This is a genomic window from Nocardioides sp. NBC_00163, assembly GCF_045206295.1.
Classification (GTDB): Bacteria; Actinomycetota; Actinomycetes; order Propionibacteriales; family Nocardioidaceae; genus Nocardioides.
In genome coordinates, this window is the sequence record NZ_CP108155.1 from 3,064,871 (window position 1) to 3,079,203 (window position 14,333).

Consider the following 14,333-nt stretch of genomic DNA (forward strand, 5'->3'; position numbering starts at 1 on the left):
GATATTCTCGAAGTCATGCCAGTCCGCCAGCATCAGGCGAGGCCGCCAAGGCCACCCGGGCGAGTCCCCGCCGCACTCGTCCTGGTGCTGCTGGCACCCCTTCTGCTGATGCTGTCCGCGACCACGCTGGCCGCTCCGGCCCGGGCCGCGGAGGAGACCGCGGAGCCCGACCCGCTGGCGATGAGCATCGACGAGCTCGACACCGTCAGCCTCGACGGCCGCACCAAGGGCCGGATCACCCTCCGCGGCAAGGTCACCAACACCACCGAGGAGGAGTGGCACGGCGTCAAGGTCTACCCGTTCGTGGGCGACACCCCGATGACCACCTCCGAGGAACTTGCCGAGGCCGCCGAGATGCCCGCGGACTCCCTGGTGGGCGAGCGGATCGTGACCGAGGGGACGTACGCAGCGATCCCCGACCTCGCGCCCGGCGAGACCTACTCGTGGTCGCTCTCGGTGCCGCGCAGGCTGCTGCAGGTCACCGAGCCCGGGGTCTACTGGTTCGGGGTCCACGCGCTCGGCTCCACCACGCCGAGCACCGCCGACGGTCGGGCACGTACCTTCCTTCCGCTGGTCAAGGAGCCCAACAAGAAGGCCAAGGCCGAGAAAGTCTCCCTGGTCATGCCGCTGCGGCGCAGCGTGGTCTACAACGCCGACGGCAGCGTGAACTACCTCCCGGGCTGGACGCGCGACCTGGGCGCCGGCGGACGCCTCTTCCGGATGCTCGAGACCGGCGCCGAGATGCCCGACCTGACCTGGGCCATCGATCCCGCGCTGATCGATGCCGTACGCAACCTCGCCGAGGGCAACCCCGCCCGCAACCTGGCGCCGACGGACGAGGGTGAGGAGGAGCCGGAGGAGAGCGGCAGCCAGAGTGCCTCGCCCTCCGCTTCCGCGCTGCTGCCGAGCCCCTCGCCCAGCACCGACACCGACGCCGAGAAGGCGATCGACGAGGAGGCCGAGGCCGCGCAGAAGGCCGCGACGGTCTGGCTGGGTCGCCTCGAGGACGCGCTCGCCGGCCACAACCTGCTCGCCCTCCCGTACGCCGACCCGGACCTGTCCGCGCTCGCCACGACCGACCCCGACCTGCTGGCCACGGCGCGTGAGCACACCGCCCAAGCGCTCGCCGAGCTCGGCATCAAGGCGACCTCGGCCGTCGCGCCGCCGACCGGCTACCTCGACCGTGCCGCGGTCAACCTGCTCGAGCCGGGCGCGGTCAACCTGGTCAGCGACAGGATGTTCCGCGGCACCACGCCGGTCATCGCCGACCTCGACGGTCACCAGATGATCGTGACCTCCTCCGGTGCCGCCGCCGGCGGGCCCGGACCCAACGACCCGATCGACGCGATCTCGGTGCGCCAGCGTCTCGTCGCCGAGGCCGCCCTGCTCCGCGGCTCCGGCAAGCCGCTCGTCGCGGTCCTCCCCGACGGCTGGCACCCTCCGCAGAGCGCCGCCTCGTTCGTCACCCCGTGGAACAAGGCCGCCTGGATCTCGTCCTCGACGCTGGACGAGGCGCTCGCTGGGCACAAGCCGACTTCGATCACCGCCGACAAGCTCCGCTACCCGCGCCGAGAGATGAAGGCCGAGATCTCCACCGACCGGATCGACACGGCCAACGAGCTCATCGGCGCCGGTGAGATGCTGCAGCGGATCCTGACCCACAACGACGAGGTCGCCTCCGACATCGTCAACGAGGCCCTGACCTCGACCTCCTACTCCGCCCGCAAGGACGACGCCGACCCGGCCGCCGACGCGCTCAGCCAGGTCAGCTCCGAGCTGAGCTCGGTCACCGTGGCCGTACCGCCGAAGGTGATCCTCTCCAGCATGAAGGGCGGCGAGTTCCAGGTCACCCTGAGCAACGAGCTCGACGAGCCCGTCACGGTGCGGCTGGACGCGATCACCGACGAGTCGCTGCGGGTCGCGACCTCCGAGCCCGTCCAGCTCGATGCCAACTCCAAGGCCAGCTTCAACCTCGCCGCGAGCATGCGCGACACCGGCACCCACACCGCCCTGATCGTCGTCACCGACACCAAGGGCAACCCGCTGGGCGCCCACGCCTCCGTACCCATCCGCCCCTCGCAGGTGAGCGGTGTGATCTGGTGGTTCGTCGGCACCGGCTGCGCGCTACTGTTCGCGGCGATCGCCGTGCGACTCACCAGGCGCATCATGAAGGCCAAGAAAGCACGTACGTCAGGAGTGTTGTGACAGCCACCGAGCAGAAGTCCGGCGGAGGCTCGGTCCTGGCCAACAGCGCGGTGATGGCCGCGGGGACGCTCTTCTCCCGGGCCAGCGGGTTCATCCGCTCAGCGCTCCTCGTCGCGGCGCTGGGCTCCGGCCTGCACGCCGACGTCTTCAACATCGCCAACACCGTGCCCAACATGCTCTACATCCTGTTGGCGGGCGGTGTCTTCAACGCGGTGCTCGTGCCGCAGCTGGTGAAGGCGCAGAAGAACGACGAGGACGGCGGGACCGCCTACACCGACCGGATCATCACGCTCGCCGGGCTCTTCCTCGGTGTCGTCACGATCCTCCTGGTGATCGGCGCGCCTCTGCTGATGCGCCTCTACCTCGGCGCCGACTGGTACAACGCCGATCACGAGGCCCAGCTCGAGTCGGCCATCGACTTCGCCCGCTGGTGCCTGCCGCAGGTCTTCTTCTACGGGATGTTCGTGCTGGTCGGGCAGGTGCTCAACGCCCGCGGCAGCTTCGGCCCGATGATGTGGGCCCCGATCGCCAACAACATCATCGCGATCTCGACCCTGGTGATCTACCTCGTCGTCTTCGGTCCCTCCGACGTCGGTGGCTTCACCACGGGCCAGGAGATCCTTCTGGGGCTGGGCTCGACTCTCGGCATCGTTCTCCAGTTCCTGCTGCTCCTGCCGGTGCTGCACAAGGTGGGCGTACGCTTCCGCCCCCGCTTCGACTTCCGCGGAGCCGGGCTCTCGCAGACCGCGAAGCTGGGCATGTGGACGGTGCTCTTCGTGGTCGTGAACCAGGTCGCGTACACGATCGTGACGCGGCTGGCCTCGACCGGTTCGGCCGCGGGCGGCACCGGTTACACGGTCTACTCCAACAGCTTCCTGGTCACCCAGGTGCCCCACTCGATCATCACCGTCTCCCTGGCGACGGCGATCCTGCCGCTCCTGTCGCGCTACGGCGCCGCCGGCGAGCTGCCTGAGCTCGGGCGTACGCTGTCGCACCAGCTGCGCAACGCGCTCGCCATCGTGATTCCGATCGCCGCGCTCCTCCCGGTGCTCTCCGAGGACATCGCCCACATCCTGTTCGGCTACGGCGCAGGCGCCGACGCGTTCAAGGAGTACGCCCCGACGCTGTCGATCTTCGCGGCAGGGCTGGTCTTCTTCACGATCCACTACCTGCTGCTGCGCGGCTTCTACTCGCTGGAGAAGAACCGCACGGTCTTCTTCATCCAGTGCTCGGTCGCCACCACCAACATCGTCGCCGCGCTGGTGCTGACCAGGGCCGTCTCCGCGGAGTACACCGCCCCGGCGCTGGCCGCCGCCTACTCGCTGGCCTACCTGGTCGGCTCCGTCGTCTCGTACGTCGTGCTCAAGCGCACGCTCGGAGACCTGGACGGTCGCGGGCTGCTCGGGTTCCTCGCCCGCCTGGTCATGGTGACGGTCGTCGCCGCGGCCGCCGCATGGCTGCTCCGCACGGCGCTGGGCATGATCAACGACGAGCCGACGATGGTGCTGGCCTTGATCGGGGCCGCTATCGTCGGGGCGCTGCATCTCGGCATGCTGCTCCTCGGGGCGCAGGCTGCCCAGGTCAAGGAGCTGACCACGATGGTGCAACAGGTCGCCCGACGGCTGCGTCGCTGACCATCATCGGACAGCCTCCGCACTGTCTGGCACGGTCTGAAAGAATTGGGTCCGATATGGAGTTCACGCAATCAGGCGACGTCCTCGCCGGCAGATACCAACTGACGGATCTGCTGAGCGAGTCCCGCGAGGGACGCTTCTGGCGCGCCCAGGACGCGGTGCTCGGCCGCCCGGTTGCGGTCCACGTCCTCGACGCCCGCGACGAGCGAGCGCCGCGCCTGATGGCCGCGGCCCGCAACTCCGCTGCCGTCGGTGACCCCCGGATGCTGCGCGTCCTCGACGCCGCCCAGACCGACCAGGTGGCGTACGTCGTCAACGAGTGGGGCGAGGGCGCGTCGCTGGAGAACGCGCTGGCCGCCGGCGGCCCGCTGCCGCCGCAGCAGGCCGCCTGGATCGCCTCCGAGGTCGCCGACCTGCTGGTCCTGGCCCACGACCAGGGCCACGCCCACGGCCGCCTCAACCCCGAGGCCGTGCTGCTCGACGACCTCGGCGCGGTGCGCGTCATCGGCTTCGGCGTCGACGCCGCGCTGCACGGGATCGACCCCGACACCCGCGACTCCCAGCGGCGCGACCGAGTCGACGCCGTCGGCGTCCTCTACGCCGCTCTGACCGGCAAATGGGCCGGCGAGACCCTCTCTTCGATGCCGCCCGCGCCGCGTGACCACGGCCGCGTGCTCCGTCCCCGGCAGGTACGCGCCGGCGTGCCGCGTCCCCTCGACGACCTGTGCGACCGGGTGCTGGGCAGCGGCGCCGACATGCCGCCGCTGACCGCAGCCGAGCTGCACTCCGCGCTCGCCGGCTTCTCCGGGGAGCCGACCGCTCCGCTCAATCGTCCCTCTGCCATCGACGAGGAGACCCAGGCGATGGCTCCGCCGACCCAGGCCGAGCCGGCCGAGGCACGGGCGGCGTCGAACGCCATCGGCGTGGCCCCCGATGCCGTACGCCCCCAGCGCCAGCGCCCGTCCTCCCCGCCGCCGATGCAGGACCCGACCCCGTCGAAGCCGCTGTTCGCCGACGAGACCCCGGGCTACGTCCCGCCGCAGCGCCCGCAGCAGGCTCCCCCCGCCGCGGCCCGGCGGCCGGTGGCCCCGGATGCCTCCTACAACGGCTGGCAGGGCCCGTGGACCGGCGCCAACGTACCGATCGCCGAGGAGCCGGACTACAACCAGAAGCCCGGCACCAACTGGCTCCGCATCGCGATGGGCGTAGGCCTCGTGGTCCTGGTCCTCATCGCCGGCTCGATCGCCTGGAACATCATCAGCGACGACCCCGACACGACCGCCGAGAACCCCGGCACCGGCAACAACGGCGGCGACACCACGGCTGAGGCCAAACCGACCCCCATCAAGGGCATCACGGCCAAGGACCTCGACCCCCACGGTGACCCGCCGAGCGAATACCCCGACCTGGTCGCGGGTGTGGTCGACGGGAAGGACGACCCCGTCACCAACTGGCGCACCTCCACCTACAACGACCAGATCGGTGATGGTCCGCGCTCGCTCAAGCCAGGTATTGGCGTCGTGCTCAACCTCAAGGGCGACTACGCCGTCGACTCCCTGAAGTTCCGAATGATCGGCGAGCCGACCGACATCAGCGTCTACGTCGGCGACTCACCGTGGACCGACGACCCCAGCGGCGATCCTGCGGCCAAGGGCAGCGTCGGCGCCGAAGGCGAGATCAAGCTCGACGACGCCCCCGAGGGCAGCTACGTACTCGTCTGGCTGACCGGCCTCCCGACGGGCGACGGCGGCTACCGCGCCGAGGTCAAGGAGATCGAGGTCCTCGGCACCCCCGTCTCCTGACCCGAGCCGGGATCTCTCGGCGTTCAGGGCCCTGGAATGTACGTGGCCTACGATCTGTTGTGCAGTTCGCCAGCCACACTTGAGGAGCCATAGATGCCGACCCCGTCGTCCCCGACAGACCCCCGCAACGTGATCGTCGTGGGTTCCGGCCCGTCGGGCTACACCGCAGCGGTCTACAGCGCCCGCGCCGGACTGCAGCCGCTCGTCTTCGAGGGGTCGGTGACCGCCGGCGGCGCCCTGATGAACACCACCGAGGTGGAGAACTTCCCCGGGTTCCGTGACGGCATCATGGGCCCGGAACTGATGGACAACATGCGTGCCCAGGCGGAGCGCTTCGGTGCCGAGCTCGAGCCCGACGACGTGATCGAGATGGACCTGACCGGCCCGGTGAAGGTCATCAGGACCGCGACCGATACCCACTACGCGAAGTCCGTCATCCTCGCGACCGGCTCGGGGTACAAGAAGCTCGGCCTGCCCCGCGAGGACGAGCTCTCCGGCAAGGGCGTCTCCTGGTGTGCCACCTGCGACGGTTTCTTCTTCCGGCAGAAGCCCATCGTGGTCGTCGGGGGCGGCGACTCCGCCCTGGAGGAGGCCCTCTTCCTGACCCGCTTCGGCTCCTCGGTCACCCTGCTCGTACGCCGTGACGAACTGCGTGCCTCCAAGATCATGCAGGAGCGCGCCTTCGCCGACCCGAAGCTCGAGATCGCCTGGAACTCCGTGGTCGAGTCCATCAACGGCGAGCTCTCCGTGGAGAGCATCACCGTCAAGGACACCAAGACCGGCGAGCTGCGCGACCTCGAGTGCGCCGGCCTGTTCATCGCGATCGGACACATCCCGCGCTCCGAGCTGCTCACCGGCCAGGTCGACCTCGACGACGACGGCTATGTCCTCACCAAGGACGGCACCACGGCCACCAACATCGAGGGCGTCTTCGCCGCCGGTGACCTGGTCGACCACGTCTACCGTCAGGCGATCACCGCTGCCGGCACCGGTTGCCAGGCCGCGCTCGACGCCGAGAAGTTCCTCGCCCACCAGGCCCACGCCGAGGCGGCTGCCGTCTCGGCCTGATCCTCCTGTCTACGGTGGTCTCGACAAGCTCGACCACCGGGCGCTGGGAATGTGAGACACGACCTCAGCGTTCTGACCACAGACCTCCCCAAACACGTCCCTACCGAAGAAGGAACCCATCGTGGCTGACAACATGACCGCCGTGACCGACGCCGAGTTCGACTCGACCGTCCTGAAGTCCGACAAGCCCGTCCTGGTCGACTTCTGGGCCGAGTGGTGCGGCCCGTGCCGTCAGGTCTCCCCGATCCTCGAGGAGCTCGCCGGCGAGCACGGTGACAAGGTCACCTTCACCAAGATGAACGTCGACGAGAACCCGGTCACCCCCTCCACCTACCGCGTGACCGGCATCCCGACCATCAACGTCTACCAGGGCGGCGAGGTCGTGAAGTCGATCGTCGGCGCCAAGCCGAAGGCCGCGCTCCTCAAGGAGCTGCAGGAGTTCATCGGCTGACACCAGCTGTCAGACGTTGGCCTGCCACCTGTTGAGGTGGCGGGCCAACGTCATTTTGGCCGAGACGTCACTTACGTCGGCCGAGACGTCAGTTGTGGCGGGGGCTTTGGTGGTCTCGACAAGCTCGACCACCGGGTGGACCACCGTTTCACGGGAAACATTCACTCGCTGTCACGATGCAGCTCGGTGGAGGCGGGTGACGGATGGCTGCGTGGACGTACGACGTCCCGCAACCGCTCCCAGGCGGACTCGAAGTCGTCGATCCAGGTGACCGTCTGCTTCAGGTCCATCCGCATCCGCGGGACGGTGGGGTGGTCGCGGTGGGTCTTGAACCCGACCCGGCCGAGGAAGTCGGCAGGGGCAGCGCAGCGGCGACCGTGGATCCCGCTCATCGGCCCGACGTCACCGAAGGCCTCGATCGCCCGGAACTGACCGCGTTGGACCAGGTCACGAGCCATTCCCTGCACCAGCATCCGGCCTATCCCGCCGCCGGCGCGACGCGGGTCGATCCACACCGTGGTCATCAGGACGGCATCGGCGGAGACCGGTCCGGACGGGAACGAGGCCACCCGCGGGACGAAGACCGGCGGCGCGTAGAGCACGAACCCGGCCGGCGTACCGTCCACCACTGCCACCCGCCCGCAGGATCCCCACTCGCGGAGCACCTCGGAGATCCACGCCTCCTTGACCCCGATCGACTGCGAGGAGTCGACGCGGCGATGGCCGACTGGATCACGTTCCCAGAACAGGCAGGCGCGGCACGGCGCCGGGACCTCGGAGAAGAGATCCAGCGTCAGCGGCAGAACGCGGCGTGCCATGTCTCACCATTGATCCTGGGTTAAGGGTCTGTCACCAGCGTATGCGATCCTTCATGATGGTGACACCATGACTGATCTTCCCCAGCGCGCAACATCATCCCGCCTCGACCCGTACGCGGACCGCTACGCCGCGCGCACGGCAGGCATGACGGTCTCGGAGGTCCGGGCCCTCTTCGCCGTGGCAGCCCGTCCCGAGGTGGTCTCGCTCGCAGGCGGCATGCCCAACATCTCCAGCCTCCCGCTGGACGTGGTCGGCGACTCGATCAAGGACCTCATCCTGAGCCAGGGGCCTACGGCCCTGCAGTACGGCGGCGGCCAGGGTGATCCCGTCCTGCGCGAGCAGATCTGCGAGGTCATGCGCCTGGAGGGGATCGAGGCCCACCCCGACGACGTCGTCGTCACAGTCGGCTCCCAGCAGGCCGTCGACCTGGTCACCCGTGTCTTCTGCGACCCCGGCGACGTGGTGATCTGTGAGGCCCCTTCGTACGTCGGTGCTCTCGGTGTCTTCAAGGGCTACCAGTGCGACATCGTGCACGCCGAGGTCGACGCCAGCGGCCTGATCCCGAGCGCGCTCGAGCAGGCGATCGTGTCCACCAAGGCCTCCGGCCGCAAGGTCAAGTTCCTCTATACGATCCCGAACTTCCAGAATCCGACCGGCGTCACCATGACGCCCGAGCGACGCACCGAGATCCTCGAGATCTGCCAGCGCCACGACATCCTGGTCCTCGAGGACAACCCCTACGGCCTCCTCGGCTTCGACGACGAGCCCCGCCCGGCGATGCGCGCCCAGGACCCGGGTGTCATCTACCTCGGCTCCTTCTCCAAGACGTTCTCCCCTGGCCTGCGCGTCGGCTGGGCGCTGGCTCCCTCCGCGATCCGCGAGAAGCTGGTCCTCGCCCAGGAGTCCGCGACGCTCTGCCCGCCGCCGTTCAACCAGATGGCCGTGTCCGCCTATCTCTCGAACCACGACTGGCAGGGCCAGATCAAGCAGATGCGGGAGATGTACCGCGAGCGCCGCGACGCCATGCTCGACGCGCTCGAGGACTACATGCCCGCGGCCTGCACCTGGACCAAGCCCGACGGCGGCTTCTTCGTCTGGCTGACGCTCCCCTCCGGCATCGACAGCAAGGCGATGCTGCCTCGCGCGGTCACTTCGCGAGTCGCGTTCGTCCCCGGCACCGGCTTCTTCGCCGACGGCTTCGGCGCCTCCTCGATGCGGATCTCCTACTGCTATCCCACTCCGGAGCGGATCCGAGAAGGCGTACGTCGCCTGGCGGGTGTCATCGAAGCCGAGATGGAGCTCCTGGAGACGTTCGGTGCTACCGGCCCGATCCCAGGTCTCCCCATCCGCGGCGCCGAGCACCCCTCGACGAACACGCAGTAGCTCAGCTGCCGAGGGTCGAGCTTGTCGAGACCACTCGTGCTGGCACAAGGGGTCATCTCGACAGGCTCGATGACCGGGATGCGCTCGATGGGCCGGACCTACGCTCGATGGGCCGGGTAGAAATCTATTTGTCGACAAAGCGCTTTAGCGCTTGATGTCTAAATGGATTCGTCGGGTACGGGTGACATCAGCTCGACGATCCGACGCAGGTCGTCCAGGGTGGCGAACTCGACGGTGATCTTTCCCTTGGAGCGCCCCAGATCGACCTTGACCCGGGTATCGAAGCGGTCCGAGAGCTTGTCGGAGATCTCCTTGAGCCCAGGAGCAGTGGGCTTGGCTCGCCTCACCCGCGGCGTGGCGAAGGCGTCGCCGTCAGGATCGCCCAGGGCGACGATCTCCTCGAGGCCGCGTACGGAGATGCCTTCCGCGACCACCTTCTGAGCCAGCTTGTCCTGTTGGGCCTCGCCGTCGACGGCGAGCAGCGCCCGGGCGTGACCGGCCGAGAGCACGCCGGCGGCGACCCGGCGCTGGACCGACGGGGACAGCTTCAGGAGCCGGATCGTGTTGGAGATCTGTGGCCGCGACCGACCGATCCGCTGGGCGAGCTCGTCGTGGGTGCACTCGAAGTCGCTGAGCAACTGCTGGTAGGCCGCCGCCTCTTCGAGGGGGTTCAGCTGCGAGCGGTGCAAGTTCTCCAGGAGCGCGTCCCGGAGCATGTCGGTGTCGTCGGTCTCGCGGACGATCGCGGGGATGACATCGAGGCCGGCCTGCTGGGTGGCGCGCCACCGGCGCTCACCCATGACCAGCTCGTAGGAGTCGGCCGCCACTTTCCGGACGACGATGGGCTGCAGGAGGCCGATTTCTTCGATCGAATGGACCAGTTCGGCCATCGCTTCCTCGTCGAAGACCTGACGAGGCTGCACATGGTTGGGATGAATCTGCTTGACCGGCAGCTCCGCGAAATACGCGCCGTCGACGGGCGCCAGATCCGAATTCTCGATCTGGCGGCCTTCCGCCGAGTCGGTGGACCTGGGGTCCACGGATGGGCCAGAAGTCGCTCCAGCGGAAAGGTCCGAATGACGGACGTCCGGCTGGACAGGAGCGCTGTCCGCCGACTCGTTTCCGCCAGCGGGAGGAGCGGTCGGGATCAGCGATCCCAGCCCTCGTCCGAGACCACGCTTCGGCGGCTGCTTACTCATATCTGGATGTCCCCCATGTCAGTTCCACGCTGCTGAAGGTGGTCTCGACAAGCTCGACCACCGGATTCTTCATGTCAGTTCCGTGCTGCTTGATGGTGATCTCGACAAGCTCGATCACCTCAGTGCTCGCTCAGTTTGGCGAGCTCCTTAGCGGCCTCGAGATAGCTCAGCGCACCCGGCGAGCCGGGGTCGTACGTCATCACCGTCTGCCCGAACGACGGCGCCTCGGACACGCGCACGGCGCGGGGGATGAACGTGCGCATGACCGTGTCGCCGAAGTGTTCGCGCACCTCCTCGGCGACCTGCGACGCGAGGCGGGTGCGGGCGTCGTACATCGTGATCAGCATCGAGGAGACCTTGAGGGTCGGGTTCAGCGCGGCGCGCACCATCTCGACGGTCTTGAGGAGCTGGCCCAGGCCCTCCAGCGCGTAGTACTCCGCCTGGATCGGGATCATCACCTCGGTGCTCGCGACGAGCGCGTTGACCGTGAGCAGGCCCAGCGACGGCGGGCAGTCGATGAGGACGTAGTCCCACCGGTCCTCCGCGTCACCAACTCGGGGAGACCTGGCCAGCGCCTCCTTCAGGCGCTGCTCACGTCCGTCCTCCTCGACGAGCTCGACCTCGGCACCGGCCAGGTCGATGGTCGCCGGCACGAGCTCGAGGCCCTCGAGCTTCGGGACCGGAACCACGACGTTCTCGAGGCTGGCCCCCTCGACCAGGACCTCGTACGTCCCCGGGGTGCCCTGGAAGTGGTCGACGTCGAACGCGGTGCAGGCGTTGCCCTGCGGGTCGAGGTCGATGACGAGAACCTTCTGACCGAGCTGCGCCAGGGCCGCAGCGATGTTCACCGTCGAGGTGGTCTTGCCGACGCCGCCCTTCTGGTTGGCGGAGACGATCACGCGCGTGCTCGCCGGGCGCGGCAGCGGCGGCCGGTTGCCCGCCGCACCACGCGCCAGGAGCGTGTGCTCGGCGGCAGCCGCCAGCGGCGTCGCCTCTGTGGCGTAGTCGTTCTCGAAGGACGCGATGTCCCCGGCCGTACGGAGCCTGATCGACACCGGTTCGTCGGTTTCACGTGAAACGGCGTTCTGTGCGCTCTCGTCGTCGTACGGCATGTTTCCTCATCCTCATCGTTCGGTCATCGAGCTTGTCGAGATGCGGTGTATCGAGCTTGTCGAGATGACGTCTCACGCCCGAAAGCTCGTGGTCTCGACAAGCTCGACCACCTTCAGCGGCGGCGCTTCTTCTTTCGGGACCCGCCCTTGGGCCCTTTCTGGCCGCCCTTCGGGACCGGCGGCCAATCTACCCGTGCGGGATCCGACCAAACCACCCGAACCGCAACAGTTGTCGTCTCCAAAACGTCAACACCGAGCTCTGAGACCGTCGGCGGCGCGCATCCCCACTTCTTCAGCGCCGCTTCGGCCTCCTCGATCTCCGCCTCGATGCTCGACCCCTTCATCGCGACCAGCGCACCCGTGGGGACGACCAACGGCATCGACCAGTCGAGCAGCTTGCCCAAACCCGCCACGGCTCGCGAGGTCACCACGTCGAACCCGAGCTCGCCGTGGAAGGCATCCGCCCTCCCCCGCAACACCGTCACGTTCTCGAGGCCGAGATCCTCAGCGACCTCCTCGAGAAAGGTCGTACGCCGCAGCAGCGGCTCGATCAGCGTGATGTGCAGATCCGGGCGAGCGATCGCGAGGACCAGACCGGGGAGTCCCGCTCCGGACCCGATGTCCGCCACCGCGACCCCTTCGGGGATCACCTCCCCCAGCACCGCGCAGTTGAGGATGTGTCGATCCCACAGCCGCGGAACCTCCCGCGGTCCGATCAGACCTCGCACAACCCCCGCGTCGGCCAGCCAGGCGGCGTACCTCTCCGCGAGCTCCAGCCGATCCGCCGGAAAGACCTTCTCCGCCCGAGGGTCCACCTCGCCCAGGCCACCCAAGTCCCCACGCTCCTCACTCACACACAAACTGTTTCACGTGAAACGCACAACCAAGAACTCCCGGTGATCGAGCCTGCCGACATTGCGGCACGTACGTCCGGGTCATCTCGACAAGCTCGATGACCGGCGGTCGAGCCTGTCGAGACCATCTCCGATGAACAGAGGTCTCGACAAGCTCGACCTCCGGGACTGTCGGTGGTGCCACTCATGATGAGGACATGGCTTACACATACATGCTTCTGTGCGCCGACCGAACTCTCTACGTCGGCAGCACCACAGACCTCGAACGCCGCATGACCGAGCACCGAGTCGGCCTAGGTTCGGAGTACACCCGACATCGCCTTCCCGTGGAGCTCGTCTGGTACGAGCAGTACGACAACGTCGAGCATGCGTTCATGCGGGAGAAACAGATTCAGAACTGGGGTCGGGCCAAGCGGCTCGCGCTCATCAGAGGAGAGCTCGGCGAGCTCCCACGCCTGGCCAACACCTCGACGACCCCACACGCCTGACCACTCAGCAGCAACGGTCATCTCGACAAGCTCGATGACCGGTGGTCGAGCCTGTCGAGACCACCCCACACACATGCACGAGGACCGGTGGTCGAGCCTGTCGAGACCACCCCACACACATGCACGAGGACCGGTGGTCGAGCCTGTCGAGACCACCCCACACACATGCACGAGGACCGGTGGTCGAGCTTGTCGAGACCACGAACTGCACGTGCGCATGGTCAGCTCGACAGGCTCGAGGACCACCCCGTTTCACGTGAAACACACCTCGCTGAAGACGCCTGGAAGAACGTCAGCCCAACGAATTCGCAGAAGCGTTCCCAAAGGCGTCGTCGGGGCGTCGGGTGCGCTAAAGTCCGCGAGCAGCCTCGCGAATCTGATGCAACCGCGCACGCTGCTCGAACGTCTTAGTCGTAGAACGTCGCACTCGGGGTGCGACTCCAGCGGCCCGTGCGACCGGGCCACCATCCATGACCCACGGAGCTGATGTGAACGTCCGTAGAACCCCGGTGGCGATCTTCCTCACCACCATCCTCGCCTTGGGATTCTCCCTGGGCTCGATCGCGGCGCCGAGCAGCGCCCGGGCCAGTGCCCCGTCCTCGTCCGTCGGACAGATCGGGCTGCACACGGCGTACAAGATGCTCTACCAGCAGGGGTCGACCGGCCTCGGGGTGCGCAAGGTCCAGGCGCGCCTCAAGGAGCGGAGCATCTACAGCGGCCGGGTCACCGGCAACTACGGCTCGAAGACGACCAGCGCCGTGAAGGTCTTCCAGCGCAACCAGCGTCTGGCCATCACGGGCAAGGTCAACCAGCGCACCCTCGACCGGCTCCGCTCCCTGACGAGCACGCCGACCGATGCCAAGCTCTACAACCTCGACCGTCGTTGCCTCACCGGCCGCGTGCTCTGCGTGGACAAGACCGACCGTCGAATGCGCTACGTACGCGCCGGCAAGATCATCCGGGCGATGGATGCCCGCTTCGGTTGCTCCGACACCAAGACCCGCGAGGGCGCGTTCAAGGTCTTCAAGAAGAGCCGCAACCACGTCTCCTCGATCTACCACACGCCCATGCCGTACGCGATGTTCTTCAACGGCGGCCAGGCGGTGCACTACTCGTCCGACTTCGCCGCCCGCGGCTACAACGGCTGCTCCCACGGCTGCGCGAACGTCCGCAACAAGTCGTCTATCGCCTGGGTCTTCGACCAGATCCGTATCGGCGACCGGGTCGTCGTCTACTGGTCCTAGCTGCCCGGTGGTCGAGCTTGTCGAGACCACCGATCCAGCCCGTTCCACGTGAAACACAAAGAGATCGCCCCTCG

The 14,333-nt window shown here is 67.8% G+C and carries 12 protein-coding genes; 8 read left to right on the forward strand and 4 right to left on the reverse strand.

Annotated features, from left to right (window positions below; translation table 11 throughout):
* The first annotated feature begins 15 nt into the window (after window positions 1–15).
* From OG801_RS14780 to trxA, 5 genes are all read left to right on the forward strand, one after another.
* The gene (locus OG801_RS14780; RefSeq protein ID WP_406029518.1) at window positions 16–2,205 is read left to right on the forward strand and encodes a DUF6049 family protein; all 2,190 of its coding nucleotides are present in this window, start codon (window positions 16–18) and stop codon (window positions 2,203–2,205) included.
* Complete coding sequence (murJ, locus tag OG801_RS14785; protein WP_406029519.1) at window positions 2,202–3,839, forward strand: murein biosynthesis integral membrane protein MurJ; 1,638 nt, start codon at window positions 2,202–2,204, stop codon at window positions 3,837–3,839. The genes OG801_RS14780 and murJ overlap by 4 nt, the downstream gene beginning before the upstream one ends.
* 56 nt (window positions 3,840–3,895) lie before the next feature.
* Entirely contained in the window at window positions 3,896–5,641 is a 1,746-nt protein-coding gene (locus tag OG801_RS14790; protein WP_406029520.1) for a hypothetical protein, read from the forward strand.
* A gap of 93 nt (window positions 5,642–5,734) precedes the next feature.
* Complete coding sequence (gene trxB, locus OG801_RS14795) at window positions 5,735–6,709, forward strand: thioredoxin-disulfide reductase (RefSeq protein WP_406029521.1); 975 nt, start codon at window positions 5,735–5,737, stop codon at window positions 6,707–6,709.
* Window positions 6,710–6,830: 121 nt separating this feature from the next.
* Window positions 6,831–7,160, forward strand: coding sequence for a thioredoxin (gene trxA, locus OG801_RS14800; protein ID WP_091044069.1), 330 nt, complete (start codon window positions 6,831–6,833; stop codon window positions 7,158–7,160).
* Between the two features lie 161 nt (window positions 7,161–7,321).
* Here trxA and OG801_RS14805 read toward each other — a convergent pair whose 3' ends face one another.
* Entirely contained in the window at window positions 7,322–7,978 is a 657-nt protein-coding gene (locus OG801_RS14805) for a GNAT family N-acetyltransferase (protein ID WP_406029522.1), read from the reverse strand.
* Between the two features lie 67 nt (window positions 7,979–8,045).
* Between OG801_RS14805 and OG801_RS14810 the strand changes: the two genes are divergently transcribed.
* Entirely contained in the window at window positions 8,046–9,362 is a 1,317-nt protein-coding gene (locus tag OG801_RS14810) for a PLP-dependent aminotransferase family protein (RefSeq protein WP_406029523.1), read from the forward strand.
* A gap of 158 nt (window positions 9,363–9,520) precedes the next feature.
* Here the strand turns inward: OG801_RS14810 and OG801_RS14815 are convergent, their stop codons facing one another.
* The 3 genes from OG801_RS14815 to rsmG all read right to left on the reverse strand — a co-directional run bounded on the left by OG801_RS14815 (window position 9,521) and on the right by rsmG (window position 12,527).
* Window positions 9,521–10,561 carry a ParB/RepB/Spo0J family partition protein gene (locus tag OG801_RS14815; protein ID WP_355020385.1) on the reverse strand — a complete coding sequence of 347 codons (1,041 nt, stop codon included), beginning with the start codon at window positions 10,559–10,561 and terminating at the stop codon, window positions 9,521–9,523.
* 119 nt (window positions 10,562–10,680) lie between these two features.
* Window positions 10,681–11,673, reverse strand: a complete 993-nt coding sequence (locus OG801_RS14820; protein ID WP_355020384.1) for a ParA family protein — start codon at window positions 11,671–11,673, stop codon at window positions 10,681–10,683.
* A gap of 113 nt (window positions 11,674–11,786) precedes the next feature.
* Window positions 11,787–12,527 carry a 16S rRNA (guanine(527)-N(7))-methyltransferase RsmG gene (gene rsmG / locus OG801_RS14825; protein WP_406029524.1) on the reverse strand — a complete coding sequence of 247 codons (741 nt, stop codon included), beginning with the start codon at window positions 12,525–12,527 and terminating at the stop codon, window positions 11,787–11,789.
* Window positions 12,528–12,724: 197 nt separating this feature from the next.
* Here rsmG and OG801_RS14830 point away from each other — a divergent pair, with 197 nt between their 5' ends.
* Window positions 12,725–13,015, forward strand: coding sequence for a GIY-YIG nuclease family protein (locus OG801_RS14830; RefSeq protein ID WP_355020382.1), 291 nt, complete (start codon window positions 12,725–12,727; stop codon window positions 13,013–13,015).
* 488 nt (window positions 13,016–13,503) lie between these two features.
* Window positions 13,504–14,259, forward strand: coding sequence for a L,D-transpeptidase family protein (locus tag OG801_RS14835; protein ID WP_406029525.1), 756 nt, complete (start codon window positions 13,504–13,506; stop codon window positions 14,257–14,259).
* The last annotated feature ends 74 nt before the right edge of the window (window positions 14,260–14,333 follow it).